Origin of the sequence: Kribbella sp. NBC_00709 (genome assembly GCF_036226565.1) — a bacterium.
In the GTDB taxonomy this organism is placed as follows: domain Bacteria; phylum Actinomycetota; class Actinomycetes; order Propionibacteriales; family Kribbellaceae; genus Kribbella.
Genome location: NZ_CP108996.1, coordinates 595012 through 608269, shown reverse-complemented (window position 1 = coordinate 608269; position 13258 = coordinate 595012). Strand labels below are relative to the sequence as shown.

12 protein-coding genes are annotated in these 13258 nt (G+C 68.6%); 5 read left to right on the top strand and 7 right to left on the bottom strand.

Annotation, left to right across the window (positions count from 1 at the left end; genetic code table 11):
• Positions 1 to 42: 42 nt before the first annotated feature.
• Both OHA18_RS02850 and OHA18_RS02845 read left to right on the top strand, forming a co-directional pair.
• Positions 43 to 1479 (top strand): DHA2 family efflux MFS transporter permease subunit, encoded by a 1437-nt coding sequence (locus tag OHA18_RS02850; RefSeq protein ID WP_329001962.1) that lies wholly within the window; start codon positions 43 to 45, stop codon positions 1477 to 1479.
• 17 nt (positions 1480 to 1496) lie between these two features.
• The gene (locus OHA18_RS02845; protein WP_329001961.1) at positions 1497 to 2135 is read left to right on the top strand and encodes a TMEM175 family protein; all 639 of its coding nucleotides are present in this window, start codon (positions 1497 to 1499) and stop codon (positions 2133 to 2135) included.
• Here OHA18_RS02845 and OHA18_RS02840 read toward each other — a convergent pair.
• The 5 genes from OHA18_RS02840 to OHA18_RS02820 form a co-directional block, all read right to left on the bottom strand.
• Entirely contained in the window at positions 2095 to 3675 is a 1581-nt protein-coding gene (locus OHA18_RS02840) for a carboxylesterase/lipase family protein (protein ID WP_329001960.1), read from the bottom strand. The genes OHA18_RS02845 and OHA18_RS02840 overlap by 41 nt on opposite strands.
• Positions 3676 to 3731: 56 nt before the next feature.
• A complete protein-coding gene (gene cobF, locus OHA18_RS02835) occupies positions 3732 to 4499 on the bottom strand; it encodes a precorrin-6A synthase (deacetylating) (protein WP_329001959.1) in 768 nt (255 codons plus the stop codon).
• Positions 4500 to 4517: 18 nt separating this feature from the next.
• Complete coding sequence (gene zwf / locus OHA18_RS02830; RefSeq protein ID WP_329001957.1) at positions 4518 to 6005, bottom strand: glucose-6-phosphate dehydrogenase; 1488 nt, start codon at positions 6003 to 6005, stop codon at positions 4518 to 4520.
• 63 nt (positions 6006 to 6068) lie between these two features.
• Positions 6069 to 6785 carry a dipeptidase PepE gene (gene pepE, locus OHA18_RS02825; RefSeq protein ID WP_329001956.1) on the bottom strand — a complete coding sequence of 239 codons (717 nt, stop codon included), beginning with the start codon at positions 6783 to 6785 and terminating at the stop codon, positions 6069 to 6071.
• Positions 6786 to 6793: 8 nt separating this feature from the next.
• The gene (locus tag OHA18_RS02820) at positions 6794 to 7573 is read right to left on the bottom strand and encodes an IclR family transcriptional regulator (protein ID WP_329001955.1); all 780 of its coding nucleotides are present in this window, start codon (positions 7571 to 7573) and stop codon (positions 6794 to 6796) included.
• A 98-nt stretch (positions 7574 to 7671) separates the two neighbouring features.
• Between OHA18_RS02820 and OHA18_RS02815 the strand changes: the two genes are divergently transcribed.
• The 3 genes from OHA18_RS02815 to OHA18_RS02805 are packed head-to-tail and all read left to right on the top strand — an operon-like array spanning position 7672 to position 10857.
• Complete coding sequence (locus OHA18_RS02815) at positions 7672 to 8340, top strand: AroM family protein (RefSeq protein ID WP_329001954.1); 669 nt, start codon at positions 7672 to 7674, stop codon at positions 8338 to 8340.
• The gene (locus tag OHA18_RS02810) at positions 8337 to 9926 is read left to right on the top strand and encodes an OPT/YSL family transporter (protein WP_329001953.1); all 1590 of its coding nucleotides are present in this window, start codon (positions 8337 to 8339) and stop codon (positions 9924 to 9926) included. Before OHA18_RS02815 ends, OHA18_RS02810 begins: the two co-directional genes overlap by 4 nt.
• 10 nt (positions 9927 to 9936) lie before the next feature.
• On the top strand, positions 9937 to 10857 hold the full coding sequence (locus OHA18_RS02805) for a DUF1177 domain-containing protein (RefSeq protein WP_329001952.1): 921 nt from the start codon (positions 9937 to 9939) through the stop codon (positions 10855 to 10857).
• On the opposite strand, the gene OHA18_RS02800 is transcribed toward OHA18_RS02805, so the two are convergent.
• Together OHA18_RS02800 and OHA18_RS02795 are read right to left on the bottom strand one after the other, a co-directional pair.
• A complete protein-coding gene (locus OHA18_RS02800) occupies positions 10854 to 11864 on the bottom strand; it encodes an L-idonate 5-dehydrogenase (protein ID WP_329001951.1) in 1011 nt (336 codons plus the stop codon). The two genes, OHA18_RS02805 and OHA18_RS02800, sit on opposite strands and share 4 nt — an antisense overlap.
• A gap of 9 nt (positions 11865 to 11873) precedes the next feature.
• The gene (locus OHA18_RS02795) at positions 11874 to 13241 is read right to left on the bottom strand and encodes an MFS transporter (protein WP_329001950.1); all 1368 of its coding nucleotides are present in this window, start codon (positions 13239 to 13241) and stop codon (positions 11874 to 11876) included.
• Positions 13242 to 13258 lie beyond the last annotated feature (17 nt).

Sequence of the window (13258 nt, the reverse complement as noted above, 5' to 3'; positions counted from 1 at the left end):
TAAAAGATCGTCTACTACAGAACTATCTGTTATGGTCTTTTCATGCGACGGACTGAGGAGAGATCAGTGAGTGTGGACGTGGTGGTGGAGGCGGCGCCGGGGCGGGCCAAGGCGCTGGTCGTGCTGTGTGTGATGCAGCTGATGATCATTCTCGACGGGACCGTGGTGACGGTGGCGTTGCCGACCATTCAGGGGGATCTGGGGTTTTCGCAGGCGGGTCTCGCGTGGGTGATGAACTCGTACCTGATCGCGTTCGCCGGCCTGCTTCTCCTGGCCGGCCGGATCGGCGATCTGATCGGCAGTAAGCGGATCTTCGTCGCGGGCCTCGGGTTGTTCACGGCAGCGTCGCTGCTCTGCGGGGTGGCGGGCAATGCTGAGGTGCTGATCGCCGGCAGGTTCCTGCAGGGCGTCGGTGGGGCGCTGGCCTCGGCGGTGATCCTGGGGATGATCGTGAACCTGTACCCGGCACCGGGGGAGCAGGCGCGAGCGATGGGCGTCTACAGCTTCACAGCGGCGAGTGGTGCGTCGATCGGGCTGATCCTGGGTGGGGTGATCACCCAGACGATCGGCTGGCACTGGGCGTTCTTGATCAACGTTCCGATCGGGCTGGTCTCGCTGGTGTTCGCAGTACGGCTGCTGGCGTACCAGCCGGGACTCGGTCTCGCCAACGGCGCTGATGTGCTCGGTGCTGTGCTGGTGACCGCAGGTCTCTCGCTGGGCGTCTACACGATCGTCCAGACCGCCGAACCACACGCGACGCTGACCCGGACGCTCTTGCAGGCCGCCGCGTCGGTTGTGCTGCTGACTGCGTTCGTCGTACGTCAGGCGCTGATCAAGCACCCACTGCTTGCCCTGCGCATCTTCCGTCGCCGTCAGCTCAGTGTGGCCAACGTGGTGGTCGTCCTGCTGTTCGCAGCCGGTTTCGGCTTCCAGTTCACCACCGCGCTGTACGTGCAGCGCGTGCTCGGCTACGACTCGCTGACCACCGGCCTGGCCTTCCTGCCGGCGCCGATCATGAACGCGCTGATGTCGCTGTCCCTGGCGCCACGCCTCACCGTCCGCTTCGGTGCGCGCAAGATGCTCATTGCCGGACTGGTCGTGTTCCTGCTGGCGCTGCTCTGGATCAGCCAGGCACCGGTCGACGGTTCGTACGTCGTGAACGTCGGTCCTGTGCTTGCAGTGATGGGCGCCGGTATCGGTGTGGCCATCCCGGCCTCGATCATGCTGGCCATGTCCGGTGCGGATGCCGGCGACGCCGGACTGGCTTCCGGACTCAACAACACCGCCCAGCAGGCCGGCGCGGCCATCGGCACCGCAGTACTCGCGACCCTCGCAGCATCGACCTCTGCGCACAGAGCAAGCGAAGGAAGCCTCCAGGCGCTGAGAGACGGGTACGGCGCCGCGTGGCTCGCCGCAGCCGGATTCGTCCTCGCCGCGGCCGTGTTGTCGATCAGCCTGCTCCGCCCGCGACACACCTGACCGCTACTGTGGCGGCCGTGAGTACGTCGAGAGACCCAGACCGCCTGGTCCTGTTCACCGATGCGGTCGTCGCGATCGCCATCACGCTGCTGGTGCTGCCACTGGTCGACCTGGTGCCCGAGGTCAAGGCGGACGGCGGCGAAGCGGTCAGTGTGATCAGTGAGCACCGGCAGGAGATCTTCACCTTCCTGCTGAGCTTCGTGGTCATCGCGAACTTCTGGCTCGGCCACCACCGGCTGTTCGAGCACGTCCGCGCCTACACCACCGCGATGATGCGGCTGAACCTGCTGTGGCTGCTCACGATCGTCGTACTGCCGTTCCCGACCGAGATCATCGGCTCCTTCGACACCAGCAGGTTCACTGCCGGGCTGTACGCCGGCACGATCCTCGCACTCAGCATCTGCCAGTCCGCGATCACCTGGATGGTCTACGGACACAAGGAGCTCGAGAGGCCGGACAACCCGGTCAGCAAGCGGGAAGTCACAGGCTCCCTGCTGCTGACCGGGTTGACCCTGGTCGCCTTTCTCCTGGCGGCCTTCGTTCCCGGCGTGGGCTTCTATGCGCTGTTGCTGCTGCTCCTCTCACCTGTCGTCATGCGGGTGTGGAGCAGGCGGTCTACAGACCAGCCCAGAACCCACACTGATGCTCAGCAGTGAGATTGACGGGCTGGATGCCGCCCTGGTCGGTCGGAGCCAGTGACAACCCCTTGACCGCCTGAGCGCCGGTCGGCGACCAGTGTGGGCGGTCCGGCCCGTTCGGGTTGCCGGTCCGGGCGAACGCCGTCCAGTAGTCGATCATCTGGTTCGACAGTGTCTGCTGGGTCGCCGACATCGGGAGGTCGTATCCGCCGAGCCGGAACAGGTACGGCAGCTCCATGGCGTGTGCGGCGCCCAGTCCGGGCGTTGAGATCGGGGAGTGCTTGTCCGCGAACTCATATGAGTACACCGGCACCTTCGAGGCCGCCTGCTGGTCCGACGCGACCTGCGTGCACGACCAGATCCGGTCCGTGGTGACAGCGCCCCACGCTGCAGCGGGCGAGTCGTACCGAGCCTGCGGGTAGTGCTGGAGCACCTGCGGAGCCTTCTGCGCGCCGACCATGTTCTTCACGAGCTGCGGGTAGTCCTTGATGTCACCGAACGCTGCCAGCCAGCCGTTCGCCTCATCGTGGTTGTTCCCGGAGATGATCGGCACCCGGTGGAACAGTCCGGCCTTCAGAGCGCGCGCAGGCGACAGCGGTACGACGGCACTCGCGCCGTACCCGACCTGCGTGAACTGGAGTGTCTCGTCGACCAGTACGTCGGACTTCGCGGCGCGGAGGCAGTCGAGCATGGACTGGCCGGGCTTGCAGCCGAGCTTGGCCTTGTTGTCGGCCGCCCACTCCTTGCCGTTGGCCTGGACCGTGCTGGCCGGGATCCACGGCGAGTCCGCGGCCTGACCGGGGTACTGGCTGTTGTCGCCCCAGTTGAACGCACAGGAGCCGCTCTGCATGATCGCCTTCGAGAACAGGCCGGTGGCGGTCGGAGAGGTCAGCTGGGCGCAGACGCTCATGCCGCCGGCGGACTCACCCGCGACGGTGACGTTGCGCGGATCGCCGCCGAACGCGCGGGCGTTGCGCTGCACCCAGCGCAGCGCGGCCTGCTGGTCCTGGAGGCCGTAGGTACCGGATCCGGGCAGACCCGGGTAACCGAAGAAGCCGAAGATGCCGAGCCGGTAGTTGACGGTCACGACGACCACGTCGCCGCGGGAGGCGAACTTCGACGCCTCGTAGCTGCTGCCGGCGCCTGAGAAGAACCCGCCGCCGGGGATCCACACCACGACGGCGCGGGGCTTCGCGGCGGGCTTGGTCGGTGTGGTCACGTTCAGGTAGAGGCAGTCCTCGGTGGACGACCCGTTCGGCGCCTCCGAGTTCGCCTGCTGCGGACAGACGTTGCCGGCTTTCGACTCGCGGACGCCGGTCCACGGCTTCACGGGCTGCGGCGCCTTCCAGCGCAGCGCGCCGACCGGCGGAGCGGCGTACGGGATCCCGTCGAAGACCTGCGCGGCGCCGACGGTCCTGCTCGCCACCAGCCCGTCGCCGGTCCGCACGACATTCTGCTGCGCTGCGTTCTGTTGGGCCGCCTCACCAGGTCCGGCCAGGCCGAGCATCAGCCCCACCGGCGCCACGGCGGCCGCCATAGTCACCAAGATTTTCTTCATGCCAGGAGCGTCGTCCAGCTCCCCGCATCCCCGCTTCGGCCCGAAGTCCAGGCGGCCTACACCTTTGGTCTAGGTCGCCTCAGCAGATAGGTGTCCATGATCCAGCCCTTGCGGTCGCGGGCCTCGGCGCGGACCTTCTCGATCTCGCCCGCGACCTCACGCAGTGGACCGGAGATCAGGATCTCGTCGGGGGTGCCGAGGTACGCGCCCCAGTAGATGTCGGCATCCTGGTCGAGATGCTCGGTGAACGCTGTCTGCGCGTCGAGCATCACGACCACGTCGTCCACCCCCTCCGGCCAGCCGGCAGCCAGCCGTCGCCCGGTGGTGATCTGGATCGGCCGACCCACCTGGTTCAGCCCGACCCGGTGCCGCGCGGCGAGCGTCGACACGCTGCTGATCCCGGGAATCACGTCGACCTCGAACACGAGCTCACCCCGCGCCAGAATGTCGTCGAGGATCGCCAGCGTGCTGTCGTACAGCGACGGATCGCCCCAGACCAGGAACGCGCCCACCTGATCCGTACCCAACTCGGACGCGATCATCCCGGCGCACACATCGGCCCGGCGGCGCCGCCAGTCGTCCACAGCCTCGACGTACGCCGAAGCCGCCCGATCCCGCTCCGGGTCCTGGCCGATGACGACCCGGTAGTCCTTCGACGTCGCGTACCGCCGCAGGATCTCGGAGCGAAGATCAACCAGCCCCTGCTTGACGTCACCCTTGTCCAGGACGAAGAACACGTCAACCCGGTTCAGCGCCGACACGCCCTGCATCGTCACCTGCTCCGGATCGCCCGCCCCGACGCCGATGACCAATATCTCCCGCATGCGCGGCAGCCTAACGAACTACTCCCGCCACTCCCGCTCGAAGGGCAGGCGCCAGGCCCGCGGAGCGATCAGTTGGTGGATCGCGTTCGGGCCCCAGGTGCCGGGCTGGTACGGCTTGACCGACGGCGGGTCGTCGAGGAGTGCGGCGGAGCGGTCCCACAGCGACTCGATGCCCTCGGCGGTGGTGAACAGGGTGTGGTCGCCGCGCATCGCGTCCAGGATCAGTCGCTCGTACGCCTCGAGTACGTCGCCGGCGCTCCCGGTCTCCTGGGTGGAGAACTGCATCGACAGCTTCTCCAGCCGCATGCCGGGACCGGGCCGCTTGCCGTAGAACGACAGCGACACCCGGGACGAGTCGGCCAGGTCGAAGGTCAGGTGGTCCGGGCCCTCCGAGCCGACGCCGGAGCCGGACGGGAACATCGTCTTCGGCGCCTCCTTGAAGGCAATCGAGATGATCCGCTGGCCCTCGGCCATCTTCTTCCCGGTGCGCAGGAAGAACGGCGTACCCGCCCAGCGCCAGTTGTCGATCTCGACCCGCAGTGCGATGAACGTCTCGGTGTCAGAGTCCGGCGCGACACCTTCCTCGCTGCGGTAGCCGGAGTACTGCCCGCGGACCACGTCGGCCGGGCTGATCGGCAGCATCGACCGGAAGACCTTGTTCTTCTCCTCCGAGATCGCCCGCGGCTCCAGGGCGGTCGGCGGCTCCATCGCGACGAACGACATCACCTGCATCAGGTGCGTGACGACCATGTCCTTGAACGCGCCGGTCGGCTCGTAGAAGGTGGCCCGCTGGTCCAGCCCGAGCGACTCCGGGATGTCGATCTGCACGTGGTCGATGAAGTTGCGGTTCCAGATCGGCTCGAACAGGCCGTTCGCGAACCGGAACGCGAGGATGTTCAGCGCCGCTTCCTTGCCGAGGAAGTGGTCGATCCGGAAGATCTGCGACTCGTCGAAGGTCTCGTGGACGAAGTCGTTGAGCTTGATCGCGCTGGCCAGGTCGTCGCCGAACGGCTTCTCCATCACCACCCGGGCCCGGTCGACCAGGTCCGCGTCGCGCAGCATCGCGATCACCGACTGGGCCGCCTTCGGTGGCACCGAGAGGTAGTGCAGGCGCCGTACGTCGGGACCGAGATGCTCCTCGGCCGCCTTCACCGCCTTCGCCAGCGCCTCCGGGCCGGCCGTCACCGGCACGTAGTCGAGCCGCTCGGCGAACTGGGCCCACTGGTCGTCGGTCAGCTTGTGCATGCCGAACGTCTCGACGGCCTCCCGGGCGCGGGCCCGGAACTCGTCGGACGTCATCTCCTCGGTCGCCGTGCCGATGATGCGTACGTCGGGCGTGAACCGGGACTGCTGCAGATACGCCAGCCCGGGCAGCAGCTTGCGCTTGGCCAGGTCACCGGTCGCGCCGAACAGCACGATCACGTGCGGCGCGAGCGGATCAGGATCCCGTCGCGACGGCCGCGAGCCCGGCGCCGGATACGCAATCGTCTGGATACGGTCAGGCATTCAGTCCTCCCGAGGACACCACCGGAGCCAACACATCTCGCAGTCTAGGCACTCCACTATGAACTACTGGTGTACGTCGAACCTCGGCGTAACTGTCATCAGTTCGGAGAGGTCGCTCCCGGACGCGAACTCCGCCGGCGCCGCACCCCGGCGGAACAGTCGTGCACCGGCCGGAATGCCGTCCAGCGTGAGCGATTCCCCGCGCAGCCGCAGCCACGTACCTTCGCGCAGACCCAGCACCGGTACGTCGTTCTCCTCGAGGAATTCGGTGATCCGCAGCTCGCGGGTCTCACCCTGGTGGGTGGACCTCGGATCCGGGTCGAGGTAGTGCGGGTTGAGCTGGAACGGCACCAGCCCGAGCGTCCCGAACGACGGCGGCTGCACGATCGGCATGTCGTTGCTCGTGCGCAACGAAGGCCCGGCGAGGTTCGTCCCCGCGCTCGACCCGAGGTACGGCGTTCCGCCGCGGACAAGGTCCCGGATCACGTCCAGCTGCCCATTCACCTGCAACGTCTTCACCAGCCGGAACGTGTTCCCGCCGCCGACGAAGATCGCCTGCGCCGACTGCAGCGCCGACGAGGTGTGCGCGCCGACGACGGAGACGCCGAGCGGCGCCAGGGCGGCCCGGACCGTCGCGGTGTAGCCGTCGTGGTCGGCGAGCGCGTACGGGACGAACACCAGTTCGTCCACGCCGCGGAGGATGTCGCGGACGGCGCTGAGGGCGTGGTCGAGGTAGGGGCGGCCGTGGGTGGCGGAGTTCGAGAGCAGCAGCAGTTCCACAGGAATCCTTAGCGACGGCGGGCGGGCGTGCGGTGGGCGAGCAGGTTGCTCAGTTCTTCAGTTGCCTCCAGCAACCGTGGGACGTGGTCGCGGATGTCGCCGGGCAGTTCCTCGGACTTGCCCTCGACCACGGTCAGCGAGCCGATCGGGCGGCGGCCGAGCCGGACCGGTGCGGCGATCGCGCGGGTGGCCGCGTCGTACTCGCCGTCCGAGAACGCCCAACCGGTCTGGACGGTGTCCTCGAAGACCCCTTCCAGAGCGGCCTCGTCGACCTCGGTGAGGTCCGTGAAGCGCGCGAACGGCCGTCCGGAGAGCAGCGCCCGGCGCTCGTTGCGGTCCAGGAAGGCGAAGTACGCGCGGGAGGTCGCGCCGGCGTGGGCCGGGTACAGGTCCCCGACCAGCGGGTGACTGCGCAGCGGTCCACCGCCGCCGTCGACCGCCGCGATGCAGCGCACGTGGAAGCCGTCCGGGATCGTGAACGTCGCGGTCCGCTCGGTGTCCTGGGCGAGCCGCGCGAGTACGCCGTCGGCCAGCGCGGCGAGCCCGCCGGTGCGCTCCCAGAGCGCGGCCATCCGCCACATCGTCGGCCCGAGGCTGTACCGGCGGCTGATCGGATCCGGCCGCAGGAATCCGCGGAAGGCCAGCGCCGCGAGCAGCCGCTGGGCGGAGGACTTGTCGATGCCGAGCTCGTCGGCAAGCTCCATCACACCCCAGTCGCGGCGCTGCTCGGAGTACGAGATCAGGATCTGCAGCGCCCGGTCGACGGTCTGCAGCGGTGATTGATCCACGCCGAGAACGGTAGCGCAATCACCCGATTATCGATTTTGTCTCTCATATAACGGGAAGTCGTTGCAGATGTCGGGCTGATTCCCCGACTCTCTTCGGCATGACAGTCCTAGGGGTAGTGACGATCGGGCAGTCGCCGCGCAGCGACATGGTTCCCGAGATGATGCGGTGGCTGCCGTCGTCGGTCGAAGTGCGCGAACGCGGCGCGCTGGACGGGCTGTCGTCTGCGGACCTGACGACGCTTGCACCAAAGCCGGCGGACGAGACGCTGACCACGCGCCTGCGCGACGGGTCGTCGGTGGTGATCGGCCGGGCCGGCATCCTGCCCAGGCTGCAGGCCGCGATCGACATTCTGGAGGCGGGCGGGGCGGACGTCGTACTGATCGTCTGCACCGGTGAGTTCCCGGCGTTCCGGCACAGCCGGCCGCTGCTATCGGCCGGCCCGTTGCTGGCCGCAGGGCTGTCTGCTCTGGCGGGCGATTCGTTGGTGGGCGTGATTTGTCCGCTGGCGGAGCAGGAGCAGCAGTCGTACGAGAAGTTCGCGCACCTCGACCAGAAGATCAAGGTTGCGTGGGCAACGCCGTACCAGCCTGGGGTGACCGAGCTGGAGAAGGCCGCAACTGAGCTCGCTGCGGAGGGCGCACAGCTGCTGGTGCTCGACTGCATGGGCTACACCGAAGAGCACCGGCAAGCTGCCGCGGCCGCGTCCGGCCTCCCGGTGATCTTGTCGCGCTCTCTTGTCGCACGACTTACCGCGGAGCTGACATGACCATCCCGACGAAGTCCCGGACCAAGCACCCGCGCGCCTTCGAGCCGGCCACGCTGGCACTGCTCGTCATCTGCGCGGCCGTCGGCTCGGTCATCGGTCTGCAGATCATCACCACGCTGGGCGTCACGCCGAACACCGCCCTGATCGGTGTCCTGGTCGCGATCGCGATCAGCCGGGTGCCACTCGCCGTACTACGTCCGTTCCGGTCGGTGCACCGGCAGAACCTGGTCCAGTCGACGATCTCCACCGCGACCTTCGCGGCGGCGAACTCGCTGCTGCTGCCGATCGCGATCCCGGTCGTGCTCGGCCGGCCGGGGCTGGTCTGGCCGATGCTGATCGGCGCCGGCCTGGCAATGCTGATCGACTTCGTGATGCTGTACTGGCTCTACGACTCGAAGGTCTTTCCGGGCAAGGCCGCGTGGCCGCCGGGGGTGGCCGCGGCCGAGGCGATCAAGGCCGGTGACGAGGGCGGCAAACGAGCGGCGCTGCTCGGTGCCGGTACGGCGGTCGGCCTGCTCGGATCGTGGCTCGGCGTACCGATGTCGGCCTTCGGAGTGGCCTTCATCGGGAACGTGGTCGCGCTGACGATGTTCGGGATCGGGCTGTTGGCACGGGGCTACAGCGCGGACTGGTTCGGCGTGGACATCGCGGCCCACTACATCCCGCACGGCCTGATGGTCGGAGCCGGACTGGTCGCCTTGATCCAGGCTTTGGTGGTCGTCTTCCGCAGCAGGCAGGCACCTTCCGAGCCGCAGGTCGAGACCTACACCCGCGGCGACTCCGCCGCCGGCCGCGGGCTCGCACGCGGTTTCGTCCTGTACGTCGGGGCAGCGGTGCTGCTCGCGATCACGGGCGGCCTGATCGGCGATCTCGGTGCCGGCGGACTCGTGCTCTGGGTGCTGTACGCCGCGGTGTCGTGCATCGTCGCGGAGTTCATCGTGGGGTTGTCCGCGATGCACTCGGGGTGGTTCCCGTCGTTCGCGACCTCGTTGATCTTCCTCACCATCGGCATGCTGCTCGGGTTCCCGCCGATCGCGCTCGCGCTGCTGGTCGGCTTCATCGCGGCCGGCGGTCCCGCGTTCGCCGACGCCGGGTACGACTTCAAGGCGGGCTGGCTGCTGCGCGGCCGTGGATCGGACCCCGCATTCGAACTCGCGGGACGCCGGCAGCAACTGTTCGCCGGCGTCATCGGTATGGCGGTCGCCGCCGCGGTCGTCGCGCTGACGTACCACGTGTACTTCGACCGCGGTCAGTTCCCGCCGATCGTGCAGGTCTACGCCAAGACCATCCAGGCCGGCGTGGACCCGGGCCTGATCGGGAAGCTGCTGCTGTGGGCGGTGCCCGGCGCGATCATCCAGGCGATCGGCGGCCCGAAACGGCAGATGGGCATCCTGCTGGCCACCGGCACGCTGATCGTCAATCCGATCGCCGGCTGGACCGTGCTCGCCGGGATCGTGCTGCGGATCGCGTACCGCCGCTGGAAGGGCCCGGAGGCCGAAGCGCAGATGACCATCGCCGCCGCGGGCTTCATCGCCGGCGACGCGTTGTGGGGCTTCGGCAACAGTCTCGTCAAGACGAAATTCTGAGAGGAAAGACATGTGGCGTGAGGTTCTGGACCTGTACGACGTTCTCGACGACGCGGCTGCTTCCGGTGCGTCGGTGGCCGGCTGGCTGCGGGAACACGGTGTCGACGACGTCGGCGTGACCACGGTGAAGGGTGACAAGGGCAGCACGGACTTCGTGCGCGCGGTCATCCCGGGGAGCCGCGGCCGGACCGCGGGCGGCGAGGCGCCGACGCTCGGGGTGGTCGGACGGCTCGGCGGACTGGGTGCGCGGCCGGAGCGGATCGGCTTCGTGTCGGACGGCGATGGAGCGCTGGTCGCGCTCGCCGTCGCCGGCAAGCTGGGCTCGATGCTGCGCCGCGGTGACCAGTTGCCGGGCGACGTCATCGTCGCGACGCACGTCTGCCCGGACGCGCCGACCCGGCCGCACGACCCGGTCCCGTTCATGGACTCGCCCGTGGACGTCGGCGCGATGAACGAGCACGAGGTCGAGGCCGCGATGGACGCGGTGCTGTCGGTGGACACCACCAAGGGCAACCGGATCGTCAACCACCACGGGTTCGCGATCTCGCCGACGGTCAAGGAGGGCTGGATCCTCCGGGTCAGCGAGGACCTGCTCGAGCTCGCGTCCCAGGTCACCGGCCGCCTGCCCGCCGTACTCCCGTTGACGATGCAGGACATCACGCCGTACGGGAACGACGTCTACCACGTGAACTCGATCCTCCAGCCGTGCACCGCGACCTCCGCACCGGTGGTCGGAGTCGCGATCACCACCGAGACCGCCGTACCGGGCTGCGGCACCGGCGCCACCGACCTGGCCAGCGTCGAATCGGCCGCCCGCTTCTGCATCGAGACCGCCAAGACGTACGGCGCCGGCACCGCCTCGCTGTACGACGAAGCCGACTTCGAGCGCCTCACCACCCGCTACGGCTCGATGCAGCACCTCCAGCACTAGCGCCACAGCGACAGCAGCACCTTGCCGGAGGCGTTGGAGTCGGTGGCGGTTGCGAAGGCCTCGACGGCCCGGTCGGCCGGGTACTCGTGGGTGATCACGTCTTCGAGCCCTGGATTCGCGTTCAGGAGTTCGATCGCGTGGTCGATCTCGTCGTTGAAGCGGAGCGTGCCGCGGACCTGGAGTTCGCGGGAGACCACCGGGGCGAGGTTGACGCCGCGCGGCTCGTCGGCCGGGATGCCGACGAGGACGACGATCCCGGCGCGGCGGGCGGCGTCGATCGCGGCGCTGATCGCGGCCGGTACGGCGGTGCACTCGAGGACGACGTCGAAGTACCCCGACGGGATCTCGTCCGTGCCGACCTGGAGCGTGCCGTGCACCCCGAGGTCCCGGGCCCGTTGCAGTGGACCCGGGAGGACGTCGGTCGTGACCACTTCGGTCGCGCCGGCGGACAGCGCCGCCGATGCTGTCAGCAGGCCGATCGCGCCCGACCCGGACACCAGCACCCGCCGGCCTTTCACACCGCCGGCGATCTGCAGTGCATGCAGTCCCACCGCGAGTGGCTCGGCCAGCGCAGCGCGCCGCAACGGCAGTGTCGCGGGCAGGTGCCGGACCATGTGCTTGCCTACGACAACGAATTCGCTCAGGCCGCCCTGGGTGTGCGGCCAGGTGGACGCGCTGCCGAGGTAGGCGCCGTTCGGCCACAGGTGCGGGCGGTCCTCGATGCCCGGCTCCGGAGTCCCGAAGGTGGCCGGGTGAATGGTCACCGGGGTGCCCGGCACGAGGTCCCCGGACGGGTCGAGGTCGACGGTGCCCGACAGTTCGTGGCCGGGTACCAGCGGCTCGCGGACGACGTACGAGCCGTTCGCGCCGTCGTGGTAGTAGTGCAGGTCGGATCCGCAGATCCCGCCGTACGCCATCCGGAGGCGAACCTGGCCGGCTTGTGGCTCCGGGGTCGGTAGCTCGGTCTCGACGAGGTCGAGCTTGCTCCGGATGACGATCGCCTTCATGGTTCTCCTTCAGGCCGTAGCGGTAGCGGGCGATGTCGCCGGCTCCAGAGCCGGCGTGCGGTCGGTGGCGTTCTCCGGCGCGAGCAGGTCGCGGTCCCGGGTCTCCGGCGCGGCCAGCCCGGCGCCGAAGGTGATCGCCATCGCGACGGTCATGTAGATCGCGACCGGCACCCACGAGTCGAACGCGCCCAGCAGCGCGACCGCGATCAGTGGCGCGAAGCCACCACCGAGTACGGCGGCGAACTCGCGGCCCAGCGTGACACCGGCGTACCGGTACCGGCTGCCGAACAGCTCCGGGAAGTAGCTCATCGTCACCGCGACGCCGCCCTGGCAGGCGAACACGAAGCCGATGATCATGGCCAGGTAGATGACCGTGAGATTACCGGTGCTCAAGGCAACAAACGTCGGGAACGGCAGCAGCAGCAACAACCCGGTGATGGCCAGGAACAACGGCCGCCGCCCGAACAGGTCGGACAGGTAGCCGAGCACGATCGCGCCGAGGCCGCCGAAGATCGCTCCCACCAGCAGGATCTCCGGCACGGTCTGCGCGTCGATCTTCACGGTCCCCTTGAGGTAGGAGGCCATGAACACCTGGTAGGTGTACGACTGCACGCTCAGCCCGACGGTCATCAAGGTGACCAGGGCAACGGCCTTCTTGCCGTTGCGGAACACCTCGCGGACCGGCGCGGCCGCCGCCGTCCGCTCGGCCTTGATCTCGGCGAACACCGGCGTCTCCTTCAGCTTCCTCCGCAGGATGTACGCCGCGATCGTGACGAAGGCGCTGCTCAGGAATACGAGCCGCCAGCCCCACGACATCAGCTGGTCGTCCGGGAGCAGCTGCACCAACGCCCAGGCCCCAGCGCCGAGCGCCGTACCCGCCGCTGCGCCGGTCATGATCAGGGCAGCCAGCCGTCCGCGTTTGCCGCGCACAGCCGTCTCGGTCAGCAGGGTGGCGCCGCCAGACTGCTCGGCGCCGGCGCCGAAGCCCTGCAGGAACCGGCTCAGCACGAGCAGGATCGGCGCCCAGACGCCCACCGACTCGTACGTCGGCAGCACGCCGATCGCCATCGTCGCGACGCCCATCAGGGTCAAGGTGGCCACCAGGACCCACTTGCGCCCGAGGCGGTCGCCGTACCGCGAGAAGAAGATGCCGCCGAGCGGGCGGGCGCAGAAGCCGACCGCGTAGGCGCTGAAGCTGGCCAGCAGGCCGGCCGTCGCGGAGATGTTGGGGAAGAACAGGTGACTGAAGACCAGCGCCGACGCGGTCCCGTAGATGACGAAGTCGTACTGCTCGAGAGCGGTGCCGATCAGGCCCGCGAGCGCGGCCCGGCGGACCTCCTGGCGGGACGGCTCGGGCGTCGAGGGGTTCGGTTCCATGGCGGATTCCTTCGGGG

Coding starts and splice junctions, on each gene's coding strand:
- OHA18_RS02850 (WP_329001962.1), top strand. CDS start 43: ATGCGACGGACTGAGGAGAGATCAGTGAGTGTGGACGTGGTGGTGGAG.
- OHA18_RS02840 (WP_329001960.1), bottom strand. CDS start 3,675: ATGAAGAAAATCTTGGTGACTATGGCGGCCGCCGTGGCGCCGGTGGGG.
- cobF (WP_329001959.1), bottom strand. CDS start 4,499: ATGCGGGAGATATTGGTCATCGGCGTCGGGGCGGGCGATCCGGAGCAG.
- zwf (WP_329001957.1), bottom strand. CDS start 6,005: ATGCCTGACCGTATCCAGACGATTGCGTATCCGGCGCCGGGCTCGCGG.
- OHA18_RS02815 (WP_329001954.1), top strand. CDS start 7,672: ATGACAGTCCTAGGGGTAGTGACGATCGGGCAGTCGCCGCGCAGCGAC.
- OHA18_RS02810 (WP_329001953.1), top strand. CDS start 8,337: ATGACCATCCCGACGAAGTCCCGGACCAAGCACCCGCGCGCCTTCGAG.
- OHA18_RS02805 (WP_329001952.1), top strand. CDS start 9,937: ATGTGGCGTGAGGTTCTGGACCTGTACGACGTTCTCGACGACGCGGCT.
- OHA18_RS02800 (WP_329001951.1), bottom strand. CDS start 11,864: ATGAAGGCGATCGTCATCCGGAGCAAGCTCGACCTCGTCGAGACCGAG.
- OHA18_RS02795 (WP_329001950.1), bottom strand. CDS start 13,241: ATGGAACCGAACCCCTCGACGCCCGAGCCGTCCCGCCAGGAGGTCCGC.